General features: G+C 65.3%; 26 protein-coding genes. 11 read left to right on the forward strand and 15 right to left on the reverse strand.

The annotated features are described in order from the left end of the window. Positions 1–313: 313 nt before the first annotated feature. The gene (locus tag F9K20_RS00640) at positions 314–592 is read left to right on the forward strand and encodes a hypothetical protein (RefSeq protein ID WP_290996884.1); all 279 of its coding nucleotides are present in this window, start codon (positions 314–316) and stop codon (positions 590–592) included. A gap of 78 nt (positions 593–670) precedes the next feature. Further along, positions 671–922, forward strand: a complete 252-nt coding sequence (locus tag F9K20_RS00645) for a hypothetical protein (protein WP_290996885.1) — start codon at positions 671–673, stop codon at positions 920–922. Positions 923–1,402: 480 nt separating this feature from the next. Here F9K20_RS00645 and F9K20_RS00650 read toward each other — a convergent pair whose 3' ends face one another. From F9K20_RS00650 to rph, 7 genes are all read right to left on the reverse strand, one after another. Beyond that, positions 1,403–1,618, reverse strand: coding sequence for a hypothetical protein (locus F9K20_RS00650; protein ID WP_290996886.1), 216 nt, complete (start codon positions 1,616–1,618; stop codon positions 1,403–1,405). An 883-nt stretch (positions 1,619–2,501) separates the two neighbouring features. Beyond that, positions 2,502–3,023 carry a disulfide bond formation protein B gene (locus F9K20_RS00655; protein WP_290996888.1) on the reverse strand — a complete coding sequence of 174 codons (522 nt, stop codon included), beginning with the start codon at positions 3,021–3,023 and terminating at the stop codon, positions 2,502–2,504. Positions 3,024–3,038: 15 nt separating this feature from the next. Further along, a complete protein-coding gene (locus tag F9K20_RS00660; RefSeq protein ID WP_290996889.1) occupies positions 3,039–3,617 on the reverse strand; it encodes a YqaA family protein in 579 nt (192 codons plus the stop codon). 9 nt (positions 3,618–3,626) lie between these two features. Next, positions 3,627–4,856 carry a radical SAM family heme chaperone HemW gene (hemW, locus tag F9K20_RS00665; RefSeq protein ID WP_290996890.1) on the reverse strand — a complete coding sequence of 410 codons (1,230 nt, stop codon included), beginning with the start codon at positions 4,854–4,856 and terminating at the stop codon, positions 3,627–3,629. Then, a complete protein-coding gene (rdgB, locus tag F9K20_RS00670; RefSeq protein ID WP_290996891.1) occupies positions 4,840–5,466 on the reverse strand; it encodes an RdgB/HAM1 family non-canonical purine NTP pyrophosphatase in 627 nt (208 codons plus the stop codon). Before rdgB ends, hemW begins: the two co-directional genes overlap by 17 nt. Further along, positions 5,463–5,876 (reverse strand): VOC family protein, encoded by a 414-nt coding sequence (locus F9K20_RS00675; RefSeq protein WP_290996892.1) that lies wholly within the window; start codon positions 5,874–5,876, stop codon positions 5,463–5,465. Before F9K20_RS00675 ends, rdgB begins: the two co-directional genes overlap by 4 nt. An 86-nt stretch (positions 5,877–5,962) precedes the next feature. Next, positions 5,963–6,676, reverse strand: coding sequence for a ribonuclease PH (gene rph / locus F9K20_RS00680; protein WP_290996893.1), 714 nt, complete (start codon positions 6,674–6,676; stop codon positions 5,963–5,965). Positions 6,677–6,833: 157 nt separating this feature from the next. Between rph and hrcA the strand changes: the two genes are divergently transcribed. From hrcA to rplS, 9 genes are all read left to right on the forward strand, one after another. Beyond that, positions 6,834–7,892, forward strand: coding sequence for a heat-inducible transcriptional repressor HrcA (gene hrcA, locus F9K20_RS00685; RefSeq protein ID WP_290996894.1), 1,059 nt, complete (start codon positions 6,834–6,836; stop codon positions 7,890–7,892). 65 nt (positions 7,893–7,957) lie between these two features. After that, on the forward strand, positions 7,958–8,569 hold the full coding sequence (gene grpE, locus F9K20_RS00690) for a nucleotide exchange factor GrpE (RefSeq protein WP_290996895.1): 612 nt from the start codon (positions 7,958–7,960) through the stop codon (positions 8,567–8,569). A gap of 235 nt (positions 8,570–8,804) precedes the next feature. Continuing rightward, on the forward strand, positions 8,805–10,733 hold the full coding sequence (gene dnaK / locus F9K20_RS00695) for a molecular chaperone DnaK (RefSeq protein WP_290996896.1): 1,929 nt from the start codon (positions 8,805–8,807) through the stop codon (positions 10,731–10,733). 222 nt (positions 10,734–10,955) lie between these two features. Then, entirely contained in the window at positions 10,956–12,092 is a 1,137-nt protein-coding gene (gene dnaJ / locus F9K20_RS00700) for a molecular chaperone DnaJ (RefSeq protein ID WP_290996897.1), read from the forward strand. Positions 12,093–12,267: 175 nt separating this feature from the next. Beyond that, positions 12,268–12,855, forward strand: a complete 588-nt coding sequence (locus F9K20_RS00705; RefSeq protein ID WP_290996898.1) for an NADPH-dependent FMN reductase — start codon at positions 12,268–12,270, stop codon at positions 12,853–12,855. A 30-nt stretch (positions 12,856–12,885) separates the two neighbouring features. Continuing rightward, positions 12,886–13,599: an orotidine-5'-phosphate decarboxylase gene (pyrF, locus tag F9K20_RS00710; RefSeq protein WP_290996899.1), complete on the forward strand. Its 714-nt coding sequence runs from the start codon at positions 12,886–12,888 to the stop codon at positions 13,597–13,599. Between the two features lie 33 nt (positions 13,600–13,632). After that, positions 13,633–13,920, forward strand: coding sequence for a DUF1330 domain-containing protein (locus F9K20_RS00715; protein WP_290996900.1), 288 nt, complete (start codon positions 13,633–13,635; stop codon positions 13,918–13,920). A gap of 132 nt (positions 13,921–14,052) precedes the next feature. Then, complete coding sequence (gene trmD, locus F9K20_RS00720) at positions 14,053–14,784, forward strand: tRNA (guanosine(37)-N1)-methyltransferase TrmD (RefSeq protein ID WP_290996901.1); 732 nt, start codon at positions 14,053–14,055, stop codon at positions 14,782–14,784. 180 nt (positions 14,785–14,964) lie between these two features. Beyond that, positions 14,965–15,618 carry a 50S ribosomal protein L19 gene (gene rplS / locus F9K20_RS00725; RefSeq protein ID WP_290996902.1) on the forward strand — a complete coding sequence of 218 codons (654 nt, stop codon included), beginning with the start codon at positions 14,965–14,967 and terminating at the stop codon, positions 15,616–15,618. A 103-nt stretch (positions 15,619–15,721) separates the two neighbouring features. On the opposite strand, the gene F9K20_RS00730 is transcribed toward rplS, so the two are convergent. The 8 genes from F9K20_RS00730 to nifS form a co-directional block, all read right to left on the reverse strand. Next, on the reverse strand, positions 15,722–16,018 hold the full coding sequence (locus F9K20_RS00730) for a ferredoxin family protein (protein WP_290996903.1): 297 nt from the start codon (positions 16,016–16,018) through the stop codon (positions 15,722–15,724). Positions 16,019–16,076: 58 nt separating this feature from the next. Further along, entirely contained in the window at positions 16,077–17,384 is a 1,308-nt protein-coding gene (locus F9K20_RS00735; protein ID WP_290996904.1) for an FAD-dependent oxidoreductase, read from the reverse strand. A 10-nt stretch (positions 17,385–17,394) separates the two neighbouring features. After that, a complete protein-coding gene (locus F9K20_RS00740; RefSeq protein ID WP_290996905.1) occupies positions 17,395–18,501 on the reverse strand; it encodes an electron transfer flavoprotein subunit alpha/FixB family protein in 1,107 nt (368 codons plus the stop codon). A gap of 19 nt (positions 18,502–18,520) precedes the next feature. Further along, positions 18,521–19,366: an electron transfer flavoprotein subunit beta/FixA family protein gene (locus F9K20_RS00745; protein ID WP_290996906.1), complete on the reverse strand. Its 846-nt coding sequence runs from the start codon at positions 19,364–19,366 to the stop codon at positions 18,521–18,523. Positions 19,367–19,534: 168 nt separating this feature from the next. Beyond that, a complete protein-coding gene (gene nifW / locus F9K20_RS00750; RefSeq protein ID WP_290996907.1) occupies positions 19,535–19,879 on the reverse strand; it encodes a nitrogenase stabilizing/protective protein NifW in 345 nt (114 codons plus the stop codon). A gap of 12 nt (positions 19,880–19,891) precedes the next feature. Next, positions 19,892–20,674, reverse strand: a complete 783-nt coding sequence (gene cysE / locus F9K20_RS00755; protein WP_290996908.1) for a serine O-acetyltransferase — start codon at positions 20,672–20,674, stop codon at positions 19,892–19,894. Next, positions 20,659–21,843: a homocitrate synthase gene (gene nifV, locus F9K20_RS00760; RefSeq protein ID WP_290996909.1), complete on the reverse strand. Its 1,185-nt coding sequence runs from the start codon at positions 21,841–21,843 to the stop codon at positions 20,659–20,661. Before nifV ends, cysE begins: the two co-directional genes overlap by 16 nt. Then, positions 21,836–23,032 (reverse strand): cysteine desulfurase NifS, encoded by a 1,197-nt coding sequence (nifS, locus tag F9K20_RS00765; RefSeq protein ID WP_290996910.1) that lies wholly within the window; start codon positions 23,030–23,032, stop codon positions 21,836–21,838. The genes nifV and nifS overlap by 8 nt, the downstream gene beginning before the upstream one ends. Between the last annotated feature and the right edge of the window lie 25 nt (positions 23,033–23,057).

Raw genomic sequence — 23,057 nt, forward strand, 5'->3', positions numbered from 1 at the left:
GACCCAGCGGGTGCGGCGAAGCCTCATCATCGCGAGCAGCGCGCTTTAGTTTGAAACTCTGATGGATGAAGTTGCGCTGAAGCCGAGGCGGCCGAAGTCGTATAGGAAGCGTGCTGCCTAGCGGTGACACACATGTACCGGCAACGAGTGACTAAGTAACAACTTATTAGTTAACCATAACAGGGCCGCGGCTTTTAAGCACCGCTGATTTCCTTGCTGGGAAACGCGCTCGCGACTACTTTGTTAATGACTCGCGCACGTCATAGAATCGTTGCGGAGTCAAGGGGGCACCTAGACCTAAGGCACAGCCAACATGGGCAACACGGATAGTTTGCGCGTCATCGTGTTCAAGGAAGGCGATGTCTGGATTGCGCAGGGCTTGGAAATTGACATCTGCGCCCAAGGTCCTGATTTGAAGGCGGTGAAAGAGCGCTTTCTCGTCACCTTGCGCTCGGAAATTGAACACGGCGATCCTAGTTCTATCGGCCCGGGGCCAGATGAGTTTTTCAGTTTGTGGGCGAAGCGCTCGGATTTTGTGAATAAGTTGAGGGAGAGGGGCGGCATGCCTGTGGAGATTGCCGTCGCCGCATAGTTGATGGTCGCGGTTGGTCGTAAGCCAACATTCTCAGAATACTGCACCTGGGCCCGCTCACAAGCAGGTTGTCGGGTCGTGACGACTGTCGTCCCTTACGAGCCCGACGGCGGCGAACTTCTTCCTGTCGGCCCCAGCGACGATGACGGAGCGGATGACCCCGACGACTTAAATACAGACAGGCTGCATACGCTCACGCGCATTGAGCAAATTGCTACCGGTCGCTATGTACTCGCCGCCGACTACGCTCAATCAGACGAACTCGCCCTTGCAACAGTCCGATACTTCGATCGGAAGCTGAATGTCGAATCTCCTTGGGGAGCCGATTGAGCTTTGGCAGGGGTGAGTCACTTTGACTCACCTTTCGTTGGACCAAATCACCTAGGCTCTGAAACTGGAAAGGGCTGACGCCCGAAGGCGTCAACCCCTCCCAAGTCAAGCAAGGTCCAGGTGGATTACTTGCTCTTCTTGATGGTCTCGACCGTCGTCGTGGAAGGACGGCGGATCGCGACCTCGACCGGGATGAACCGCCCATTGCGGGCATCACGGCCGATCTTCTGCTTGCTGCTCATGGATTCCTCCATTGCGAGCTGAGCGGAAGAGCCGCCCTCTCCGAAGCAACACCACATTGCCCCGCCCTGATAAGGGTTGCGGTCTGCTGAGAGGCGCGACGCCGGAGTCGCTACCCGATTCGAAAGCTGTGGGAAATTCAAACTGAGACAGTACTGGGATGACAGAAGAACAAAAAGGCCCCGGCAATGCGGTTGCCGGGGCCTTCTTCGTCGTTAGGGAAGGACGACAGAAATTCGTTCAGGCCGCGCGCTTCATCGGCGCCGCACACAAGGATTCGGCGATCACCTCGACAGTGCGGCTCCAATCCTGTGCAACGCGGTCGTCGGCGCTCAGCCCGAAGGCGAGCAGCGCGTCGGCCGGGGCCCCGCCATCGCGGAAGAAGCGGGCGCACGAGGCGCGGGCGACGCCGATCGCCTGATGCCACTGCAGCGGATTGATGTGGTTGAAACTCATTTGACACCTCCTCGTTGGTGCGCCGCCACTTGCCCCGGCGCCGGGCTTTGACTGGGCGGCAAGCACACAGAGCGCGCTGGCACCACTACGCGAAACCATGTCACGTGGTGCCTCGGTGGAGGCCTGCGTCTCCTACGCTCCGCATGCTTGCCAGCTCGTTTGGAAGGTCCCTCTATCCCCTCCCAAAAACGAATACGCGGCGCACCTACCTTGTCGACGCCGACGCTATGGGAATGTCCGTCGCTGGAGACGGACTGCCGATAGCGACGAGTACTTCACCGACAACTTCCGAAAGTGCACGCCAATCACTCGACTGGGACGCCACGGCACACCTCACTGACTGCTGATTGAACCAACGCGGTACGCGACTGACGCTACTAACTCGAACTCAGCGCAACCGCTCGGAAGTACGCGAGAACCTTGCCTCCGAGCGGTTCGCCTCGACTTGCATTTGCGCTCGATGAGGAGCGCTAGGGGGAGCTTGGCTTGACGCACACATCTTCAACGCAACCGAACGCCACGCGACGCAACGGACGCAACGCTTACAAACGCACGACTGAAGGGAGACAAACGCGAGACAGGTCTGACGCTTCGGAACGCAACTTAGGCAACTGAGACGGGATGCGGGGTTCCCGAGGTGACATGACGCGGACGCAACGCCGGATCTGAGAACGCGAACTTACGAAACGCTACTGACTGGGCTCTTCTTGAACGTGAACTCTGCACCGCGTGTTCCGCGAACGAGAGGAATAGACCGTTACTTTTTGACCACGGAATGGCGGCGCCGTGTCCGACCAACGGTATTTCGCTTGACTGTTGCTGAACGAAACAGTCTGCGGAAAAATCACATTGTTCTGTGGATAACTTTTGGCGCGGAGAATCTTCAGCGCGCGTGCAGCGCTTCGCCGGCAGCACGAATGCCAAGCAGCGTGACGAGCAGCGAAGCAACGACGTTCCAGCCGGCGAAGGAGATGCCGGCGAATCGCCACGCCGCCTCATCACAGCGCACGACGTTCGTCTGCTGCAGCGCCTCGAGCATGTTGCCGGCGTTGTTCGTCAGCTGCTGCGATCCCGTGCACGCTGCCGGCCCCGGCCAGAACTGCCACTCGACACCGGCATGATAGACGCCGAGCGCGGCATTGCCGAGGAACGCCAGGGCCACGAGCACGAACAGCACGGCGGCAGCGCGCGCCTGCCCGGCACTGAGCGCCACGAGCGCGAGGAACAGAAGCGGGATGCCCGCGTAATACGCGTAGCGCTGCTCGAGGCACAGCTCGCAGGGGGCATAGCCGCCGATGTGCTCGTAGCCGAGTGCGATGAGTATCGCCGCCACGGTGATCAAGAGCGCCATGGCGCCGAGGCGGTAGGCGGAATGCGCGGTCGGATCTGAGGCGGCAAGGGTCATCGGGATACCTGTGAGCTAGAGCAGGTATTTAACAGCCACGAACCCTCCCACCAAGACCACCACGAAGGTGGTGGTGACGAAGGTGAGGCGGCGCTCGATGAACTCGCGGATCGGCTGACCGAAGAAATAAAGAAGGCCGGCCACGAGATAGAAGCGCATGGCGCGCGCGATGATGCTGGCGCCGACGAAGGCCAGGAGGTCCATCTTGGCGACCCCCGCCGCGATGGTCACGACCTTGAACGGAATGGGTGTCGCGCCCTTGATGATGATCGCCGGCACGCCGTACTCGTGCACGAACTGGATGAACGAATCGAGCGCGTGCTCCCTGCCGTAGAACTCCAGGATCGGCTTTCCGATTGCCTCGTAGGCGAAATATCCGATGGCATAGCCGAGCAGCCCGCCGATGACCGAGGTAACCGTTGCGATGGTCGCGTACCACCACGCCTTCTGCCGGTCGCTGAGCACCATGGGGATCAGCATGACGTCGGGCGGGATGGGGAAGAACGAGCTCTCGATGAACGAGACGGTTCCGAGCGCCCACGGCGCACCCTTGCTGCTCGCGGTGCGCATCATCCAGTGGTAGAGCTTTCGCATTGGAGGCTGTTACTCGGCAGCGGGAGGGAGACTTGCGGCGGCGTGGGGCGCGTGAGCGGTAAAGCCCATCGAGAGACGTAGCACGACCTCGTTGAGAATGAAGCGGCCGCTACCGGTCGCGCGGACGCGATGGCTGCCAGGTATCGCCTCAATGAGACCCTGCTGTGTCAACTCGGTGATGGCAGTGGCCGAGGGACGTACCCCGCACAGGCGATCGAGCCGGCCAAGATCGATCCCCTCAGCGAGACGCAGCCCCATCAGCAGCATCTCGTCGGCTTGCTCGGCGGCCGACAGCAGTGTCTCTTCGATGATTCCATGGCCATTGCCTTCGACCAGCGCCGCCCAGCGCTCGGGCTGGCGCTCGGTGCTCGTAGCGTGGCGCACACCCCTCGCCGTCAAGCGCCCGTGCGCACCAGGCCCGCAGCCGGCGTACTCGCCATAGCGCCAATAGATGAGGTTATGACGGCTCTCCTCGCCGGGCACCGCGTGGTTCGAAATCTCATACGCTGGCAGCCCGGCTGCCGCCGTCAGCTCCTGGGTCGCATCGTAGAGCGCAAGCGCCGCGTCCTCGTCGGGTACCACCAGCTTGCCGGCGGCGTGCAAGGCGGCAAACGGCGTATCCGGCTCGATGGTGAGCTGATAGAGCGACAGGTGCTGCCCGGAGATGACCAGCGCCTCGCGCAACTCCTTCTGCCACGCTGCGAGCGTCTGGCCGGGACGTGCATAGATGAGATCGAACGAGAAGCGCTCAAATGTCGAGCGCGCGATCTCGATCGCCGCCTTGGCCTCGGCCGCCGAGTGAATGCGGCCGAGCGATTTCAAGATGTCGTCGCGCAGCGACTGGACGCCGAGCGAGACGCGGTTGACGCCCGCCGTGCGGTAGTCGCGGAAGCGGCCGGCCTCGACGCTACCGGGATTGGCTTCGAGCGTGATCTCCGCGTCGGCATCGACCATCCACAGCCCGGCGATGCAGTCGAGGATGGCGGCGACGGTCTCGGGTGCCATGAGCGATGGCGTGCCGCCGCCGAAGAAGATGCTCGACACGGCGCGCGGCCCCGTGCGCTGCTTGAGGTGCTCCAGCTCGCGCAGGAAGGCTGAGCGGAAGCGGTCTTCGTCGATCCCGCCGAACCGCACGTGACTGTTGAAGTCGCAGTACGGGCACTTCTGGGCGCAGAACGGCCAGTGCACGTAGACGCCGAAGCCCGCGTCGCCAGCGCCGATCTCACGCGCTTGGGGCATCGAGGATGTCCCGCTTGAAATGATCGAAGGCGCGGGTTCGGTGCGAGATGGCATATTTGCTGGCCGGCTCCATTTCGCCGAACGTTTGCGCATGCCCGTCGGCGACGAAGATCGGATCATAGCCGAAACCGTTGCCGCCGCGCGGCGGCCAAACGACATGACCGTAAACCTTGCCCTCGAATAGCCGGGTTTCCCCGTCCGGCCAGGCAAGGCACAGCACCGAGATGAAGTTGGCGCGCAGCGGCTCGCCATTCCACCCCTGCTGCTTGGCGAGCTCATCGTGAACGCGCTGCATGGCAATAGAAAAATCGCGCTTGGGGCCGGCCCAATCGGCGGTATAGACCCCCGGCGCGCCGCCGAGCGCGTCGATCTCGATGCCGCTGTCGTCGGCCAGCGCCGGCAGCCCCGAGCCACGGGCCGCGAACAGCGCCTTGAGCTTGGCATTGCCTGCGAAGGTCGTCTCGGTCTCCACCGGCTCGCTGAGGCCGAGCTCCCCCGCCGACACCGCCGCCAGACCGTAGGGCTCGATCAGCTTGTTGATCTCCCACACCTTGCCGGGGTTATGGGTAGCGACGACGAGATGGTCGCCGCGCTGCAGACGCCGCGTCATTTGAGACCCCAGATGCGCGGCTCGGCGAACTCCAGGCAGTTGCCCGCTGGGTCGCGGAAATAGATCGAGCGACCGCCGTCCGGCCATTCGAAGTCGGCCTCGATCACAACGCCTTGCTCTTCGAGGCGCGCGCGCCAGGCGGCAATCTCGTCGGCGGAGGCGCGAAAACAGACGTGCCCTTCGCCGTCGGCGCCGTGCGGCGGCACGGGAAGCTTGGCATCGTGGGGAAACGGCTTCGTCGTGGCAACGGGGTTGAAGACGAGCAGCATCTGCTCTTCGACCCTGTAGAAGACGTGCCGCCCTTCCACCTTGGCGAACGGCTCGAGCCCCAGCGCCTGGCGATAGAAGTCCTCGATGGCGCCGAGGTCGCGCGCATAGAGGACGGTCTCGAGGATGGCGTTGGGCTTCATGTCGGATCTGGCAATAGGCATGAGGCAGGGGCAGTAGCGTATGGTCGCTCGTCCTACTGCCGACTGCCCATTGCCCACTGCCTTTCTTAGGAGACTGTCAGCTTCTGCAGTGCGACGAGTTCGCCAATGCCCTTCTTGGCCAGCAGCATGAGCTGATCGAAGCTTTCCTGGCTGAAGGCGACCGTCTCGGCCGTGCCCTGCACCTCGACGATGCCGCCCGAGCCGGTCATGACGAAGTTGGAATCGGCTTCCGCCGCCGAGTCCTCGGCATAGTCGAGATCGAGCACCGGCGTGCCCTTGTACAGCCCGCAGCTCACCGCGGCGACCTGGTCGCGCAGCACATCGTCCTTCACCATGTCGCGCAGCTTCATCCATTGGATGCAATCGTGCAGGGCGACCCAGGCGCCGGTGATGGCTGCCGTGCGCGTACCGCCATCGGCCTGGATGACGTCGCAGTCGATGCTGATCTGGCGCTCGCCCAGCTTCGTCAGGTCGACGATGGCGCGCAGGGCGCGGCCGATCAGACGTTGTATCTCCTGCGTACGCCCGGAGGCGTGGCCAACGGTCACTTCGCGCCGCATGCGCTCGCTCGTTGCCCGCGGCAGCATCCCGTACTCGGCCGTGACCCAACCTCGTCCTTGCCCCTTCAGCCACGGCGGCACCCGCTCTTCGAGGCTCGCCGTGCACAAAACGTGGGTGTCGCCGAACTTAATGAGACAGGAACCCTCGGCGTGCTTGGAGACGGCGCGCTCGATGGACACACGGCGTAGCTCGTCGGGATTGCGTTTCGAAGGGCGCATTGAGGGTGCCGAACCGGGTTGTTGCTGAGGCAAATTTCGGCCGAACCTACGGGAGGGGCCAGCACGCTTCAACCAAAACCGCCGCTAATTTGACGAAGATGGTCCGGCATCCGTAATCTTGAGCAACCTGCAGGCGAGGTCGAAGATACCCCCAGCGATGACCGAAGGCGTAAGCGAACTCAACAAGCTCAGCGAACGCTCCCGTACTATTCTTAGGCAGATCGTCGAGTCCTATCTGGAAACGGGCGAACCCGTCGGCTCGCGCAACTTGTCGCGGGTGCTGCCGATGACGCTGTCGCCGGCATCGATCCGCAACGTCATGTCGGATCTGGAGCAACTGGGCCTGATCGCGGCGCCGCATACCTCGGCCGGGCGCCTGCCGACCCAGCTCGGCCTCAGGCTGTTCGTCGACGGACTGCTGGAGGTCGGTGACCTCACCTCAAAAGAACGTCGGCAGATCGAGGCGCACATCGCGGCCAAACGGGCAACCACGGTCGATGACGTTTTGCGCGAGGTCGGCGAGATGATCTCCGGCCTGTCGCACTGCGCCGGCGTCGTGCTGGCCGACAAGCAGGTGACGCGATTGAAGCACATCGAGTTCGTGCTGCTCGAGCCCGGCAAGGCGCTGGTCGTGCTGGTCGGCGAGGACCAGACGGTCGAGAACCGCGTCATCAACCTGCCGCAAGGGCTACCGCCGTCGGCGCTGGCGGAGGCCGCCAACTACCTCAACGCGCACATCCGCGGCCTGACCATCGGCGAGGCGCGCGGCCGCATCGAGCAGCAGCTGCAGTCGGCGCGCGCCGAGCTCGACGAGCTGACCCAGCGCGTCATCCAGGCGGGGCTCGCCGAGTGGTCCGGCTCGCTCGACGACCGCAAAAGCCTCATCGTGCGTGGGCAGGCGAACCTGCTGAAGGACGTCAATGCGCAGGAGGATTTGGAGCGCATTCGCCAGCTATTCGACGACCTCGAGCGCCAGCGCGACCTGGTGCAGCTGCTCGGGCTGTCGGAAAGCGCCGACGGGGTGCGCATTTTCATCGGCTCTGAGAACAAGCTGTTCTCGCTCTCCGGCTCCTCGCTGATCGTCGCCCCCTTCCACGACGAGCGCCGCAAGGTCGTCGGCGTGCTGGGGGTCATCGGCCCCACCCGCATCAACTACGCCCGTATCATCCCCATGGTCGACTACACGGCCAAGCTCGTTAGCCGACTGTTGACTTGATTTTTGCCGAGCATCGCCTGATATCGGGCTCGCAATCCTTAAGGATCCGCCCCCGCGGAGAGAACATGGCTGACGAAGTCAAGAAACCTGATCAGGAATCGGCCCCCGGCACCGATGCCGCGCCGAACGCCCGCAACGGCGAAGCGGCCGGTACCCTTGCCGTGCTCGAAGGGCGCATTGCGGAGCTGACCGACAGGCTGCTGCGCGCCCATGCCGACATGGACAATCTGCGCAAGCGTACCGAGCGCGAGAAGGAAGAGACGGCGAAGTATGCCATCTCCAAGTTTGCGCGCGAGGTGCTGGCGGTGGGCGACAACCTGCAACGCGCCACCGCCGCCGTCCCACCCGGTGCGGCCGATGCAGATCCGGCCCTCAAGGCGCTCGTGGACGGTGTCTCCATGACCGAGCGCGAGTTTCTCAATGTGCTCGAGCGCAATGGCGTGAAGCGCATCGACCCCGAAGGCCAGCCGTTCAATCCTCACCAGCACCAGGCGATGATCGAGATCGATCAGCCCGACGTTGCGCCTGGAACCATCGTTCAGGTGTATCAGCCAGGGTACCTTCTGGAGGATCGCGTGCTGCGCCCCGCCATGGTCGTCGTGGCCAAGGGAGGCGACAAACGCATGGCCGAGAACAAGGCTGCGGCCGAGCGCAAGGCTTCCGACGACGCCGCCTGACATCGAGCAGCCCCTCGATGGGCGTGATCATATGTGCTGCTGGCTGGGGAAAATTGAACGCAAGGGCCCGCCGCAGGCCCGTTGCGCCTCGGAAAAGCCACCTTATATAAGCGGCGTTTACCGTTTGGATGCTCCATAGGGGACCGCACCGGCGCGCAGTGTCGCGCCGCCGGATTTTCTGGACGCCGGAAGGTCGGGTCCGGACGGTCTGCCGCAGAAGGATGAGGATAGGCACATGGCTAAAGTGATCGGCATCGACCTCGGAACCACGAACTCCTGCGTGGCAGTGATGGAGGGCGGCAAGCCGAGGGTTCTGGAAAATGCCGAAGGCATGAACACGACGCCGTCGATCGTGGCCTTCACCGCCGACGACGAGAAGCTCGTCGGCCTTCCCGCCAAGCGCCAGGCGGTGACCAATCCCCTCAACACGTTCTTCGCCATCAAGCGCCTGATCGGCCGCCGCTACGACGACCCGATGGTCGAAAAGGACAAGCACCTCGTCCCCTACAAGATCGTCAAGGGTCCCAACGGCGACGCCTGGGTCGAAGCCCACGGCAAGCAGTATTCGCCGCAGCAGATCTCCGCCTTCATCCTGCAGAAGATGAAGGAGACCGCCGAGGCCAAACTCGGCGAGAAGGTCACGCAGGCGGTCATCACCGTTCCCGCCTACTTCAACGACGCCCAGCGTCAGGCCACCAAGGATGCCGGCAAGATCGCCGGCCTCGAGGTGCTGCGCATCATCAACGAGCCGACGGCCGCGGCGCTCGCTTACGGTCTCGATAAGAAGAAGGAATCGAAGACCATTGCCGTCTACGACCTTGGCGGCGGCACGTTCGACATCTCGATTCTCGAGATCGGTGACGGCGTGTTCGAGGTGAAGTCGACGAACGGCGACACGTTCCTCGGCGGCGAGGACTTCGACATGAAGCTCGTCGGCTACCTGGCCGAGGAGTTCAAGAAGGAGCAGGGCATCGACCTGCGCAATGACAAGCTCGCGCTGCAGCGGCTGAAGGAAGCCGCCGAGAAGGCGAAGATCGAGCTGTCGAGCGCCACGCAGACCGAGATCAACCTGCCGTTCATCACCGCCGACGCCTCGGGTCCCAAGCATCTCACCATGAAGCTTACCCGCGCCAAGCTGGAGAGCCTCGTCGACGACCTCATCGCGCGCACCAAGGGCCCGTGCGAGAAGGCCCTGAAAGATGCCGGCCTCAAGGCTGCCGACATCGACGAGGTGGTGCTCGTCGGTGGCATGACGCGCATGCCGAAGGTGCAGGAAGTCGTGAAGCAGCTGTTCGGCAAAGAGCCGCACAAGGGCGTCAACCCGGACGAGGTGGTCGCCGTCGGCGCCGCCATCCAGGCCGGCGTGCTGCAGGGCGAGGTCAAGGACGTTCTGTTGCTCGACGTGACCCCGCTGTCGCTCGGCATCGAGACGCTGGGCGGCGTGTTCACGCGCCTCATCGAGCGCAACACCACCATCCCGACCAAAAAGAGCCAGACATTCTCCACCGCCGAGGACAGCCAAAACGCAGTGACCATCCGCGTTTCCCAAGGCGAGCGCGAGATGGCAGCCGACAACAAGCTGCTCGGCCAGTTCGACCTGGTCGGCATTCCGCCGGCACCGCGCGGCGTCCCGCAAATCGAGGTGACGTTCGACATCGACGCCAACGGCATCGTGCACGTCTCGGCCAAGGACAAGGCCACGAGCAAGGAGCAGTCGATCCGCATCCAGGCCTCGGGCGGCCTCTCCGATAGCGAGATCGAGAAGATGGTCAAGGATGCCGAATCGCATGCCGCCGAGGACAAGAAAAAGCGCGAGCTGATCGAGGCCAAGAACCACGCCGAGGCGCTCATCCACTCGACCGAGAAGCAGCTCAAGGAGAACGAGAGCAACGCGGCGGTCGCAGCGGCGAAGCCCAACGTCGAGAAGGCAATCGCTGACGCCAAGGAGGCGCTCTCCTCCGATGACGCCGAGCGCATCAAGACGGCGACGACCAACCTCGCCCAGGCGGCCATGAAGATCGGCGAGGCGATCTACGCCGCCCAGCAGGGCGCCAGCGCCGGCGGCGATGCCGGTACGGCCGGCAGCGGATCGGGCGCGAGCGACGAGAACGTCGTCGACGCCGACTTCGAGGAAGTCAAGGACGACAAGAAGAAGTCGGCCTGACCCCCCGGAGCCCTCTCGGGCAACCACTTGAAACGACGTGAGCCCGGCCCTATCGGCCGGGCTCACGCTTAACGGTTGCCCACCGCACCGCTTGCGGCAACACAGCAACAACTCCACATACGTTCGACGTCGGCTCGCCCTTCCCCAGCGGCGAAAACATCGCTATCTCCCAACTACGGGGTCAGTTGCACCGTGCACCAATCCGAAGGACCCGCGCTGAACATGGCCAAGCGCGACTACTATGAAACGCTCGGGCTTTCCCGGGGGGCGAGCGAGCAGGAGCTCAAATCTGCCTACCGGCGGCTCGCCAAGGAGCTTCACCCCGACCGCAACCCCGGCGACACGCGCGCCGAGATCCGCTTCAAGGAGCTGAACGAGGCCTACGAGGTCTTGAAGGACCCGCAGAAGCGCGCGGCTTACGATCACTTCGGTCACGCCGCCTTCGAGCATGGCGGCGGCGGGGCGCGCGGCTTCGGGCCGGACTTCGCCTCCTCCATGTCCGACATCTTCGACGATCTGTTCGGCGAGTTCATGGGTGGCCGGCGCGGCCAGCGCTCGCGCTCGGCCCGCGAGCGCGGCGCCGACCTGCGCTACAACCTCGAGATCACGCTGTCCGACGCCTACGTCGGCAAGACGGCGCAGATCCGCGTGCCGACCTCCGTTTCGTGTGAAACATGCTCAGGCTCGGGTGCACGTGCCGGCACCAAGCCGACGATGTGCCCGACCTGTGGCGGACACGGCAAGGTGCGGGCGAGCCAAGGATTCTTCACCATCGAGCGCACCTGTCCGAGCTGCCAGGGGCGCGGCGAGACCATCGAGGACCCCTGCCACTCGTGTCACGGCTCGGGGCGTGTCACCAAGGAGCGCACGCTCTCGGTCAATATTCCGCCCGGCGTCGAGGACGGCACGCGCATCCGTCTAGCCGGAGAGGGCGAAGCTGGCCTGCGCGGCGGCCCGGCCGGCGATCTCTACATTTTCCTGTCGATCAAGCCGCACGAGTTCTTCCAGCGCGACGGCGCCGACATCTTCTGCAAGGTGCCGATCGCCATGACGACGGCGGCGCTCGGAGGGCAGATCGAGGTGCCGACGGTCGAGGGCGGCGCCACGCGCATCAAGATCCCCGAGGGCTCGGAGAGTGGCAAGCAGTTCCGCTTGAAGGGCAAGGGCATGCCGGTGCTGCGCTCCAAGGTGAACGGCGACATGTACATCCAGGTGGAGGTGGAGACCCCCAAGAGCCTCACCAAGCGCCAGCGGGAGCTGCTCGAGGAGTTCGAGCGGGAGAGCCACAAGGAGACAAGCCCGGAATGCGCCGGCTTCTTCGCGCGCGTCAAAGACTTCTTCGAGGGCAAGGGCGACTGAGGCGCTAGTGTGATGATCGTGAAATTCGTTATCATTGGCGGCGAGGTGTCGAGCAAATTTCTCGATCTGAATGACACTAGCAAGGCTATGCTTCTAGTGTGCCTCGTGACTCCGAAGTTCGCATCTGACCCCAGCCGCGAACTCTGGCGAACCTCGGAATCGGGGCACTAGGGCGATGACGGGTTCGGTGAGGCTTCTGTTCTTTGCTGGCTCCTCGCGCGCCGGCTCGTTCAACAAGAAGCTCGCCCGGCTCGGGGCGATGATCGCCGAGGCCAACGGCATCCACGCGACGCTGGCCGATCTGGGCGACTATCCCATGCCCATCTACAATGGCGACCTGGAGCGCGCCGAAGGCCAGCCGGAGAATGCGTACAAGTTCAAGGCGCTGATGGAGGCGCACACCGGCATCTTCATCGCCAGCCCCGAGTATAACGCCTCCATTACCCCGCTGCTGAAGAACACCATCGACTGGGTCAGCCACGTGCGCGATGGCGATGCTCCCGCCGGGGATGTCTACAAGACGCGCGTGTTTGCCCTCGGCTCAGCCTCGCCCGGCGGCATGGGCGGGCTACGCAGCCTCACCACGGTGCGCCAGGTGCTGGAGCTGGGCCTTGGCGCCCTGGTGCTGCCCGATCAATTCGCCGTGCCGCGCGCCAACGACGCCTTCGGCGAGGACGGGCACCTCAAGAACAAGGACAGCCAAGAGAACTTCAAGGCGCTGATCCAGAAGCTTGCGCGCGCCGCGCATGTGCTGCATGGCTAGCGGCCAGCCCGTTCCAGCGCGCCTTCCATCATGACCGCCCCTACCGCCAAAGACCGCCTTATCGTCGCCCTCGACATGCCGACGGTCGAGGAGGCTCAGCGCTTGGTCGCCGCTCTGGGCGATACGGTCAGCTTCTACAAGGTCGGCCTGGAGCTGTTGTTCGCCGGCGGCCTTGAGCTCGCCCGCGCCCTCAAGGCCGAGGGCAAGCAGGTGTTCCTCGACATGAAGCTCTTGGACATCGGCAATACGGTCGAGCGGGCGGTGGCGAATGCAACCGAATTCGGCCTCGACTTCCTCACCGTGCACGGACACGACCTCAAGACGATGCGCGCGGCCGTTGCGGGGCGCGGCACCAGCAAACTGAAGCTGCTCGCCGTCACCGTGCTGACCAACCTCACCGCCGACGACCTCAAGCAGCAGGGCACGTCGCTGGCGCCGGCCGATCTCGTATTGCGTCGCGCCCAGCTGGCACGCGAATCAGGCTTCGACGGCGTCATCGCCTCGGGGCAGGAAGCCGGACGCATTCGCGCGGCGACAGGCCGGGGTTTCCTCATCGTCACGCCGGGCATCCGCCTCACCGGCAGCTCCACCGACGATCAGGAGCGCATCACGACCCCCGACCACGCCATCAGGGCTGGCGCAAACTACATCGTCGTCGGACGCCCGATCACCCAAGCCGACGACCCGCGCCTGGTCGCGGAAACCTTTATCAACCACATCCGCGAAGCGGAGCTGCCGGGCTGAAGCCGGCTGCTAGAAATGAGGGAGGAGTGAGTGATGCCGAAGGGATACGTGATCGTCCGCGCCGAGGTGACCAACCCCGAGCAGTGGGCCGAATACGTCGCCAAGTCGAAGATCGCACTCGACAAATTCGGCGGTAAGCCGATCGTGCGCGGCGGGCAAGCGAAGATCGTCGAGGGCGAAGGGCTCCCCCGCAACGTCGTGATCGAGTTCGACAGCTACGATAAGGCGCTTGGCTACGCCACGTCCCCCGAGTACGCCGAAGCCAGGAAGGCGCGCCAGGGCGCCGGTACGCTGCACATGGTCGTCGTCGAGGGCGTCTGATGGTTGCCGGAAAGCGTCCTCCCTCCCCCTCGATGGGGGAGGGCCGAGGTGGGGTTGGTGCAGCACCTCAAATGTAGTGCCCCCTCCCTGACCCTCCCCCACAAGGGGGGAGGGAAGTCCTGTGGTGCAAGCATGCCGCACTTTCCGATCAGAGGTGAGCGCGCGCCATGGCGGGCGACGGTGCTGACGCTGTTCCCGGAGATGTTCCCCGGGCCGCTCGGCGTCTCGCTCTGCGGCCAGGCGCTGGAGGCGGGGCTGTGGGCGTTGCGTACGGTTCCCATCCGTGAATTTGGCATCGGCCGCCACCGCTCCGTCGACGACACGCCAGCCGGCGGCGGTGCCGGCATGGTGATGCGCGCCGACGTCCTCGCCGCTGCCATCGACCACGCGCGCCAAGCCGAGACCGAAGCGCCGCTGATCTATTTGTCGCCGCGCGGCGCCCCACTCACCCAGGCGCTCGCCGCCGAGCTTGCCGCCGGCCCCGGCGTGCTGTTGCTTGCCGGCCGCTTCGAGGGCATCGACGAACGTGTCATCGCCGCGCGCCAAATGCGCGAGGTCTCGATCGGCGACTACGTGCTGTCGGGCGGCGAGCTCGCTGCCATGGTGCTGATCGACGCCTGCGTGCGGCTGTTGCCGGGGGTAATCGGTACCGAAGGCTCCTTGAGCGAAGAGAGCTTTGAGGGCGGCCTGCTCGAGTACCCGCAGTACACCAAGCCGCGCGAATGGGAGGGGTGCACCATTCCCGACGTGCTGCTGTCCGGCGACCACAAGAGGATCGCCGAATGGCGCCGCCAGGAGGCCGAGCGACTGACGGCCGAGCGCCGGCCGGACCTACTGAAAAAGCCCAGCGGACGCCGGTCCTAGCGGCGGAATAGCGCGCTCCCCTTCCCCGGCGGCCCGATCTGGCTACAAATCACCGCAACGCATATCGACAAGCCCCAATGTTTCGGCTATGACCCCGGGCAAATTCCCCAAGGCTTGCCGTTACGGGGTGCCGGCCTGTCGCCGTGCCTCGACGGTCTATTTCTACGGTTCAGGTGCCCCATGAACGTTATCCAAGAGCTCGAGCGCGAGCAGATCAGCGCCGTCACGGCGAAGCGCGGCGTGCCGGAGTTCGGCCCCGGCGACACCGTCAAGGTGATGGTGAAGGTCATCGAGGGCGATAACGTCCGCACCCAGGCCTACGAGGGCGTCGTCATCGGCCGCTCCGGCGCCGGCATCAACGAGAACTTCACCGTCCGCAAGATCTCCTACGGCGAGGGCGTCGAGCGCGTCTTCCCGATCTACTCCCCCTACATTGCTGAGATCGAGGTTCTGCGCCGCGGCAAAGTCCGCCGCGCCAAGCTCTATTACCTGCGCGGCCGCCGCGGTAAGTCGGCGCGCATCGCCGAGCGCTCGGACGCGCGCGCGCGCCGCCTCAACGCCGCCTGGAAGGGCTTCAAGAAGCAGAAGGGCGAGCCGGACGATCTCACGCAGATCAAGGGCATCGACGCCGACCTCGCCGCCCGTCTGCGCCAGCTCAACTGCATCAAGCTGGAGCAGATCGCCAACCTGTCGGACGACGACATCGCCAACATCGACGAGACGCTGCAGCTCGGCGGCCGCATCGAGAAGGACGACTGGGTCGGCCAGGCGCAGGGCCTCATCGCCGAGGCCTCCGCGGCGGAAGTGCCGGCCGAGGAAGAGGCCAAGGCCTGAGCCTGCCCCTAGTTGCTGTGCGGTATTGCGGCGCGCTTCTCAGGAGCGCGCCGTTACTGTTTTCGACCCGAAGTTTGATCGGGAAACGCCGTGCAATGCAGCCTCAGCCGAACTTGTAGAGCACGCCGTAGCCGCCGCGCGGATAGCTCCACTCGATGTCGCCCGAGGGCTCGGCGATCAGCCGGCAGGTGCCGCACTCGACGCATCCGTCGGCGGCGATCTCCACCTGGCCAGCGCCATTCAGCGCGTAGCAGCGCGCCGGACACGCCGTGAGCAGTGCGCGCAGCGCCGGCGTCGGCACGCTGTGCGGACGCACCTTGATGTGCACGCGGCCGGCATCGACGAGGTAGCGGTTCTGGTAGAGCTTGTCCTCGACGCGTATTGCGAGTGGGGCCGTCATCTCAACCTCCAATTTCGTTCGCCGATCCCTATGGCGGCGCATGCGCCGCGCATGCCGATCATCTCCACGCCCGTGCTAAGCGGAAGCCGTCGGCGAACAGGCCGAGCCACGAGCGCGCCGACACGAAGGCGCGGATCGTCGTCTTTTCCTTCTCGACCTTGGGCGTGCCGTCGACGCGCACGAAGTTTTGCATCGCGCGCGAGACGAGCTGCGGATAGGTGAGGAAAAAGCTCTGCGACTGGGTGTGCAGCAGCGCCGGCATATCCTTGTACTTCTTCAGGTCCTTGATGACGAAGGACTTGTCGAGCATCTGCTTGTAGAGGGCGAGGTTCTCTTCCGTCATCGCCTTGCGCCGCCGCTTGAGCTGGAAGATCGCCTCGCCGGCGATGCGCCCCGAGGTCATGGCGAGGTTGGAGCCTTCGCGGTGGATCGCGTTGTTGAGCTGCGCCGCATCGCCGACCACCACCCAGCCGTCGCCGTAGAGCTTCGGGATAGCCTTGAATCCGCCCTCGGGAATGAGATGGGCGGAATACTCCTTGACCTCCGAGCCCTCGATGAGCGGCGCCACCGACGGGTGGCGCTTGAAGCGCTCGATCAGGTCGTAGGGCGCCTCGCCGGTCTTCTGGAAGTCCGAGACGAGGCAGCCGATGCCGAGCGAGATGCACTCCTTGTTGGCATAGATGAAGCCCATGCCGGTCATGCCGCGCGATATGGTGCCGGCCGCCTCGATGACCGTGCCTTCGTCCCCCTTGAGGTTGAAGCGCGCCTCGATGGTCTCGCGTGGCAGGAAGTGCATCTCCTTGACCGCTAGCGCGACGTTCTCCGGCTTGGGGATGTCGCGCAGACCGGCGCGCGTGCCCAGCAGGCCCGTCACGCCCTCGGCGATGACCACAACGTCGGCGCGCACCAGCCCCCCGGCGCGGTCCGTACGCACACCGATAACCTTGCCGAACTGATCCTTGACGAGTTCGACGACGGTCGTCTCGCACAGCACGACGGCGCCGGTCTCCTGCACCTTCTTGGAGAACCACTTGTCGAACTGGGCACGGATGATGGTGTAGCGGTTGGGACGCTGCTCGTTGAAGTCGTCGGAGCGGTAGTGCAGCCCGACGTGTGAGCGGTCGTCCATCATCCAAAAGCGCTGTTCGACGAGGTGGCGCTCGAGCGGCGCATCCTCGCGGAAGTCCGGGATCAGCTTCTCCAGCATCTCCGAATAGAGGATGGCGCCTTGCACGTTTTTGGAGCCGGCATACTCGCCGCGCTCCAGCTGCAGCACTTTGAGGCCGCGCTTGAACATGGTGAGCGCCGCGGCGTTGCCGGCCATGCCGGCCCCGACCACGATGGCATCGAACTTCTCCTCGATCATCGCGCTGCTCCTAGCTCGCTATGCGGTCACGCGTGCTGGCCGACAGGCGCTGGCGGAACGCCTCGGTGAGGGCCGGCAGCAGGCGCACGGCGTCGGTGACGATGCCGACGTGCGCGAAGTCGAAGATCGGCGCGTTCTTGTCGGTATTGATGGCGACGATGAGATCGGCACCTTCGACTCCGACGCGGTGCTGAACGGCGCCCGAAATGCCGGCGGCGATGTAGAGCCGCGGCCGGATGGTCTTGCCGGTCTGGCCGATCTGGCGATCGGCGGCCATCCAGCCCTTCTGCACCACGGGACGCGAGCAGCCAAATTCGGCGCCGAGCACGGAGGCGAGCTGGCGCACGAGCTGGAAGTTCTCCTGCGAGCCGAGCCCAAGACCGCCGGCGACGACCACGTCGGCGTAGGCGAGGGACGACTTCTCCGACTGCCGGTCGGGTAGGAAGGAGAGCACCTTGGTAACGACGTCGTCCTCGACCATGTTCAAGGGATGCTCGATGAGGCGCGTGAGGGGACGCTCGATGCGCTCCGGCATCGGCATCACGCGCGGGCGCACCGTCGCCATCTGCGGGCGGTAGTTGAGCGTATAGATGGTGCACAAGAGCGAACCGCCGAAGGTCGGGCGCGTCGCCGCCAACGAGCCGTCCGTGTCGACGTCGAGGGCGGTGCAGTCGGCGGTGAGGCCGGTGAGCAGCGTCGTCGCCACGGCACCGGCAAGGTCGCGACCGAGCGTCGTCGCCCCGAGCAGCAGGATCTCCGGCTTGTAGGTGTTGACGAGGTCGGTCATCGCCCGCGTGTAGGGCTCGTTGCGGTAATTGGCGAGCAGGTCGCTTTCGACGAGGTAGACGAGATCGGCGCCGTAGCAGCTTGCCTCGGCAGCGGCGCGCCGGACACCTTCGCCGGGCGAGCCGAGCACGACGGCGGCGAGGTCGACGCCGAGCTTGGTGGCCAGCGCGCGCCCGGCCCCGAGCAGCTCCCACGATACGGGATGCACCTCGCCGCGCTCCTGCTCGATGAACACCCAGACGTGCTTGTAGTCCTTGAAGTGGTCGGGGAGCGCCTTCTTGGTGTTGGCGCGGCCGCCGGCGGCTGCGGGTGGTTTTTGTGCCTCGGCCATCGCGATCCCTCTGGGGTGCCTAGTATCCGCGTGCGAGCGTCATCAGCTTCGCTTCGAGCTCTGGCTGCTGCTTGAAGATTTCGGCGATGAGCGCCTCTGCGGGAGGCTGTTCACCGGGTTCGACGAAGGTCGCCTTGGTCGAGCGCGCGGTGGGCGCGAACACCTTCTTGACGATGGTCGGCGAGCCCCTAAGGCCGCACTTGGCGACGTCCTTGATGCCGGCGTCGGCGGCGCTCCACTTGATGATCTCGGCACGTGCGGCGCGCAAAGCTTCCGACAACGAGCCGCGGCGGATCTCGTTGGTCGCCTCCAGCATGGTGATGAGGCACGGCATACGCGTGCTCAGCACTTGCACGCCGCCTTCGGCGCGCCGCTCCACTTGTATGGTGCGCGCCGCAACATCGATTTCCGCGATGCGCGAGACATAGGTGAGCTGCGTCAGGCCGAGGCGCTTGGCGATGCCCGGCCCCACCTGCGCCGTGTCGCCGTCGATGGTCTGCTTGCCGGTGAAGACGATGTCGGGCGCCCCGAACGTGGCGCCGATCTTGGAGATCGCCGTCGCCAGCGCGAACGTCGTCGCCAGCGTATCGGAGCCGGCGAAGAAGCGGTCGGTGAGCAGCACGGCGCGGTCGGCGCCGAAGGTCAGCGCCTTGCGTAGCGTGTCCTCGGCCATGGGCGGTCCCATGGTGAGGATGGTCACCTCGGCCCCGAACTTGTCGCGCAAGCGCAGTGCTTCCTCGATGGCGAACAGGTCGTAGGGGTTGATGATCGTCGGCACGCCCTGCCGCATGATCGTGTTGGTGACCGGGTGCACACGGATTTGCGCGGAATCCGGAACCTGTTTGATGCAGACGACGATATGCATGCGCGCACCCACGTGCCTCATGGCTTCAATCGCTTAAGAGCAAGGGCCATACCAAGTACGTCCGTTTTACATTCGTGTTGCCGTACAATGTCTTAGCTCCTCCTTGGCATGACGGCGTCGCCGTGGCGGCGACAGCATCGATGTCGGAAACCCGACAACGCACCCTGCCTACTTGAGGGTATCGAACGGCACGAACGTCGCCGGCGTCTTCGGCTCGACCGCTTCCCGCAGCACCTTGAACACGCGCTCATCGAGCGGCGAGGAGGTGACGAAGTCGCCGTACGCGCGCTCGAGGTTTGCCTTGCAGCGGGCGGCGATCGTCGCCGGCGGCAGGCCGGCGAAATCCTCACTGGCAAGGTATTGGCCCATGCGCTTCAGGATGTGCAGCCGCGCCACGCGCACGACCTTCTCGTCATAGGGAAGGTCGAGAATGGCGAAGAAGTCTTCGGCTGAAGAGGCCGCCTTGAGCTTCGCCAGCACATCGACGTCGGGGCTAGTTGTCGCGCATGTCATCGAACGAACTCCCTAGCGCTTGCGATCATTGAGAACTTCGGCAGCTACATTGGGCCCGCTGGCGCCGGACGCTCCCTCACGCCAACGCCTCTGCATGTGGGCGAGGCGCGTCTCGAGGAAATCGATGCGGTCCAGCATGACGGCGAGCGCGTCGCCGACCGGGTCAGGGATGCTATGATGGTCGAGGTCGATGCGGCCGGCGATTCTGCGCCCCTCGCGGTCTGGATGCACAATGCGCGCCGGAATGCCGACCAGCGTCACGCCGGGCGGCGCGCTCTTGACGACCACCGAATTGGCACCGATGCGCGCCCCCCTGCCGATGACGATGGGACCGAGGATCTTGGCACCCGCCCCGACCACGACCCCATCCTCGAGCGTCGGATGTCGCTTGCCGCTCGACCACGTCGTGCCGCCGAGCGTGACCCCGTGATACAGCGTCACATCGTCTCCGACCTGGGCAGTCTCGCCGATGACGACGCCCGCCCCGTGATCGATGAAGAAGCGGCGGCCAATGGTGGCGCCGGGATGGATGTCGACATTGGTGAGCAGACGGCCCAGCCAAGAAACGAGGCGCCCCGCAAAGCGCCAGCCGGCGCGCCACAGCCGGTGCGCCAAGCGGTGCCAGATAATGGCGTGCACGCCGGGATAGGTCAGCAGCGTCTCGACATCGCTACGCGCTGCCGGGTCGCGCGAGCGCACGCAGCGCACGTCCTCTCTGAGCAGGGCGAGCAATGACAGTGCCGGCGTCGAGGTCACGACGGATTGGCGCGCCGCAATGTTCACGCCTTCGCCCATGACTCTCCCCTGACCGCGGCTGACGACGGAGAGCAGCGCACCTCGCGCCAGATCTCGGCGAGCTGCTCCGCTGTCACGGAGCGCTTGGTCCTGGTCGCATGCGCGCGCACGCGGGCGAGAATGGTGGCCATCTCGACCGCGTCCGCCTCCAGTCGCAGATCGCCGAGGCGGGCCGACAACGCCGCCAGCCCCGAGTGCTTGCCGATGACGAATTGGTGCGCGCGCCCGAGCAGCGCCGGGTCCAGCGCTTGATACGTTCTCATGTCCTTGAGCAGGCCGTCGACGTGGATGCCGGACTCGTGCGTGAAGACGTGATCGCCCACAATTGCCTTGCCCGGCGGAACCGGACGCGCCGCGGCGGCGGCGACGACGCGAGCTACGCGGTCGAGTTCGGTCGGCACGATGCCGGTGGCACTGCCGTAGAGGTGCAGAAGCGCGATCGCCACCTCCTCCAGCGGCGCATTGCCGGCGCGCTCGCCCAGCCCGATCACCGTCACCGAGGCATGGGTGGCGCCGGCGCGCACGGCGGCGAGGGTGTTGGCGGTGGCCAGCCCCAGATCATCGTGAGCATGGATTTCGAGCTCGAGGTCGGTCGCCGCGCGCAGCCGCTGCACCAGCGCGAAGGTCGCGAACGGATCGAGGACGCTGAGCGTGTCGGCGATACGAAAGCGCTGTGCCCCCGCGGCGCGCGCCGCGTCCATCACCTCGATGAGAAAATCGACGTCGGCGCGCGAAGAATCCTCCCCGCCCACGGCGACATCGAACCCTCGATCGCGAGCGTAGTCGACAACGCGAGCGATTGCCTCCAGCACCGCCGGGCGCCCGCCGCGCAGCTTGGCGGCGATCTGCACGTCGGAGACCGGCACCGAGAGATTGACCATGGAAACACCGGTACGCAGCGCGGCATCGACGTCCTCGGTGCGCATGCGGCACCAGGCGATCGCCCGCAACGGCAGCGCCGCTTCGACGGTGGCGCGGATGGCCGCGATCTCCTCGCGCCCCATAGCCGGCGTGCCGACCTCGGCCTCGCTGACGCCCGCCGCAGCCAGCGCCCGGGCAATGGCGACCTTCTCGGCCGCCGTGAACGCAACGCCGGGCGCCTGCTCGCCGTCGCGCAGCGTCGTGTCGTTGAGGATAATGGCGGGGGACTGCACACTGCGGTCACGCATGGGCGCGCTGCAGCGTTGCCGCCGCTGCCTCCCCTGCGTTCGGCGCAGCCATGGCGCGCAGCTTGGCCAGCACGCCGGGGATAATTTCTAGCGCGCGATCGACCTCTTCTTGCGTATTGTCGCGCGATAGCGAGAAGCGCACCCCGCCGCGCAGCGCCGTCTCCGGCACGCGCATCGCCTGCAGCACGTGCGAGGGCTCGAACGACCCGGCGGCGCACGCCGAGCCGAGCGAAACCGCAAGCCCCGCCTTGTCGAGCAGCAACACGATGTCCTCGCCCTCGACCCCATGGAAGGCGACATTCGAGGTGTTGGCGACCCGCTCGTTGTCACCGCCGACGACGAAGCAGTCGGGAACGCGCGCAACAAGCCCTGATTCGAGCCGATCGCGCAGCGCGCACGCGCGCGTCGTCTCGTCCCCTAGATGGTGCACAGCGAGCTCGGCGGCCTTGCCGAGCGCAGCGATGCCGGGGACGTTCTCCGTGCCCCCGCGCCGCCCGCGCTCCTGGCGTCCACCAAGGATCTGCGGCGCAAAACGCACCCCGCGGCGGACATAGAGCGCCCCGATGCCCTTGGGCGCGTGCAGCTTATGACCGGAGATCGACAGCATGTCGATCTGCATCGATTTCACATCCATCGGCAGCTTGCCCGCGGCCTGCACGGCGTCGGTGTGGAACAGCGCGCCCGCCGCCTTGGCCTTGGCCGCCAACTCGGCGACGGGGAAGATGACGCCGGTCTCGTTGTTGGCCCACATGATGGAAACCACCGCGACGCGGTCCGATAACGCCGCCTCGTAGGCGGCCATGTCGATGCGCCCGTCGGCATCTACGGGGATGACGTGCAGGCGAATCCCGCGGCGGGCGAGCGCCGTGCTCAATGCCAGCACTGCCAGATGCTCGACGGCGCTGACGATAATCTCCGTCTTCCCCGGCGATACTTCGAGCGCCGAGCGAATGGCCGCGTTGACGCCCTCGGTACCACCCGACGTGAACACGATCTCGTCGTCGTGGCCGGCACCCATCAGAGCGCGCACCTGTCCGCGCGCGCGCTTGACCGCCGTCTGCGGCGCAGCACTGAAGCCATGCATGGACGATGGATTGCCGAACTCCGCGTCGAGCAGCGGCAACATGACCTCGAGCACGCGCGGATCGAGGCGCGTCGTCGCGTTGTTGTCGAAGTAGATCGACGCCATGAGCAGTCCCCGTGACGCAGCCTAG

Origin of the sequence: Hyphomicrobium sp., assembly GCF_009026145.1 — a bacterium.
Classification (GTDB): domain Bacteria; phylum Pseudomonadota; class Alphaproteobacteria; order Rhizobiales; family Hyphomicrobiaceae; genus Hyphomicrobium_A.

Excerpts from the sequence above, each read along its gene's own strand:
- pyrF (WP_290996899.1), top strand. The coding sequence starts at position 12,886 with ATGACCGCCCCTACCGCCAAAGACCGCCTTATCGTCGCCCTCGACATG.
- F9K20_RS00640 (WP_290996884.1), top strand. The coding sequence starts at position 314 with ATGGGCAACACGGATAGTTTGCGCGTCATCGTGTTCAAGGAAGGCGAT.
- F9K20_RS00650 (WP_290996886.1), bottom strand. The coding sequence starts at position 1,618 with ATGAGTTTCAACCACATCAATCCGCTGCAGTGGCATCAGGCGATCGGC.
- rdgB (WP_290996891.1), bottom strand. The coding sequence starts at position 5,466 with ATGACGCGGCGTCTGCAGCGCGGCGACCATCTCGTCGTCGCTACCCAT.
- F9K20_RS00675 (WP_290996892.1), bottom strand. The coding sequence starts at position 5,876 with ATGAAGCCCAACGCCATCCTCGAGACCGTCCTCTATGCGCGCGACCTC.
- F9K20_RS00715 (WP_290996900.1), top strand. The coding sequence starts at position 13,633 with ATGCCGAAGGGATACGTGATCGTCCGCGCCGAGGTGACCAACCCCGAG.
- hrcA (WP_290996894.1), top strand. The coding sequence starts at position 6,834 with ATGACCGAAGGCGTAAGCGAACTCAACAAGCTCAGCGAACGCTCCCGT.
- grpE (WP_290996895.1), top strand. The coding sequence starts at position 7,958 with ATGGCTGACGAAGTCAAGAAACCTGATCAGGAATCGGCCCCCGGCACC.
- cysE (WP_290996908.1), bottom strand. The coding sequence starts at position 20,674 with ATGGGCGAAGGCGTGAACATTGCGGCGCGCCAATCCGTCGTGACCTCG.
- nifS (WP_290996910.1), bottom strand. The coding sequence starts at position 23,032 with ATGGCGTCGATCTACTTCGACAACAACGCGACGACGCGCCTCGATCCG.
- F9K20_RS00655 (WP_290996888.1), bottom strand. The coding sequence starts at position 3,023 with ATGACCCTTGCCGCCTCAGATCCGACCGCGCATTCCGCCTACCGCCTC.
- nifW (WP_290996907.1), bottom strand. The coding sequence starts at position 19,879 with ATGACATGCGCGACAACTAGCCCCGACGTCGATGTGCTGGCGAAGCTC.
- F9K20_RS00745 (WP_290996906.1), bottom strand. The coding sequence starts at position 19,366 with ATGCATATCGTCGTCTGCATCAAACAGGTTCCGGATTCCGCGCAAATC.
- rplS (WP_290996902.1), top strand. The coding sequence starts at position 14,965 with ATGAACGTTATCCAAGAGCTCGAGCGCGAGCAGATCAGCGCCGTCACG.
- hemW (WP_290996890.1), bottom strand. The coding sequence starts at position 4,856 with ATGCCCCAAGCGCGTGAGATCGGCGCTGGCGACGCGGGCTTCGGCGTC.
- dnaK (WP_290996896.1), top strand. The coding sequence starts at position 8,805 with ATGGCTAAAGTGATCGGCATCGACCTCGGAACCACGAACTCCTGCGTG.
- F9K20_RS00730 (WP_290996903.1), bottom strand. The coding sequence starts at position 16,018 with ATGACGGCCCCACTCGCAATACGCGTCGAGGACAAGCTCTACCAGAAC.
- F9K20_RS00740 (WP_290996905.1), bottom strand. The coding sequence starts at position 18,501 with ATGGCCGAGGCACAAAAACCACCCGCAGCCGCCGGCGGCCGCGCCAAC.
- trmD (WP_290996901.1), top strand. The coding sequence starts at position 14,053 with ATGCCGCACTTTCCGATCAGAGGTGAGCGCGCGCCATGGCGGGCGACG.
- rph (WP_290996893.1), bottom strand. The coding sequence starts at position 6,676 with ATGCGCCCTTCGAAACGCAATCCCGACGAGCTACGCCGTGTGTCCATC.
- F9K20_RS00705 (WP_290996898.1), top strand. The coding sequence starts at position 12,268 with ATGACGGGTTCGGTGAGGCTTCTGTTCTTTGCTGGCTCCTCGCGCGCC.
- F9K20_RS00660 (WP_290996889.1), bottom strand. The coding sequence starts at position 3,617 with ATGCGAAAGCTCTACCACTGGATGATGCGCACCGCGAGCAGCAAGGGT.
- dnaJ (WP_290996897.1), top strand. The coding sequence starts at position 10,956 with ATGGCCAAGCGCGACTACTATGAAACGCTCGGGCTTTCCCGGGGGGCG.
- nifV (WP_290996909.1), bottom strand. The coding sequence starts at position 21,843 with ATGCGTGACCGCAGTGTGCAGTCCCCCGCCATTATCCTCAACGACACG.
- F9K20_RS00735 (WP_290996904.1), bottom strand. The coding sequence starts at position 17,384 with ATGATCGAGGAGAAGTTCGATGCCATCGTGGTCGGGGCCGGCATGGCC.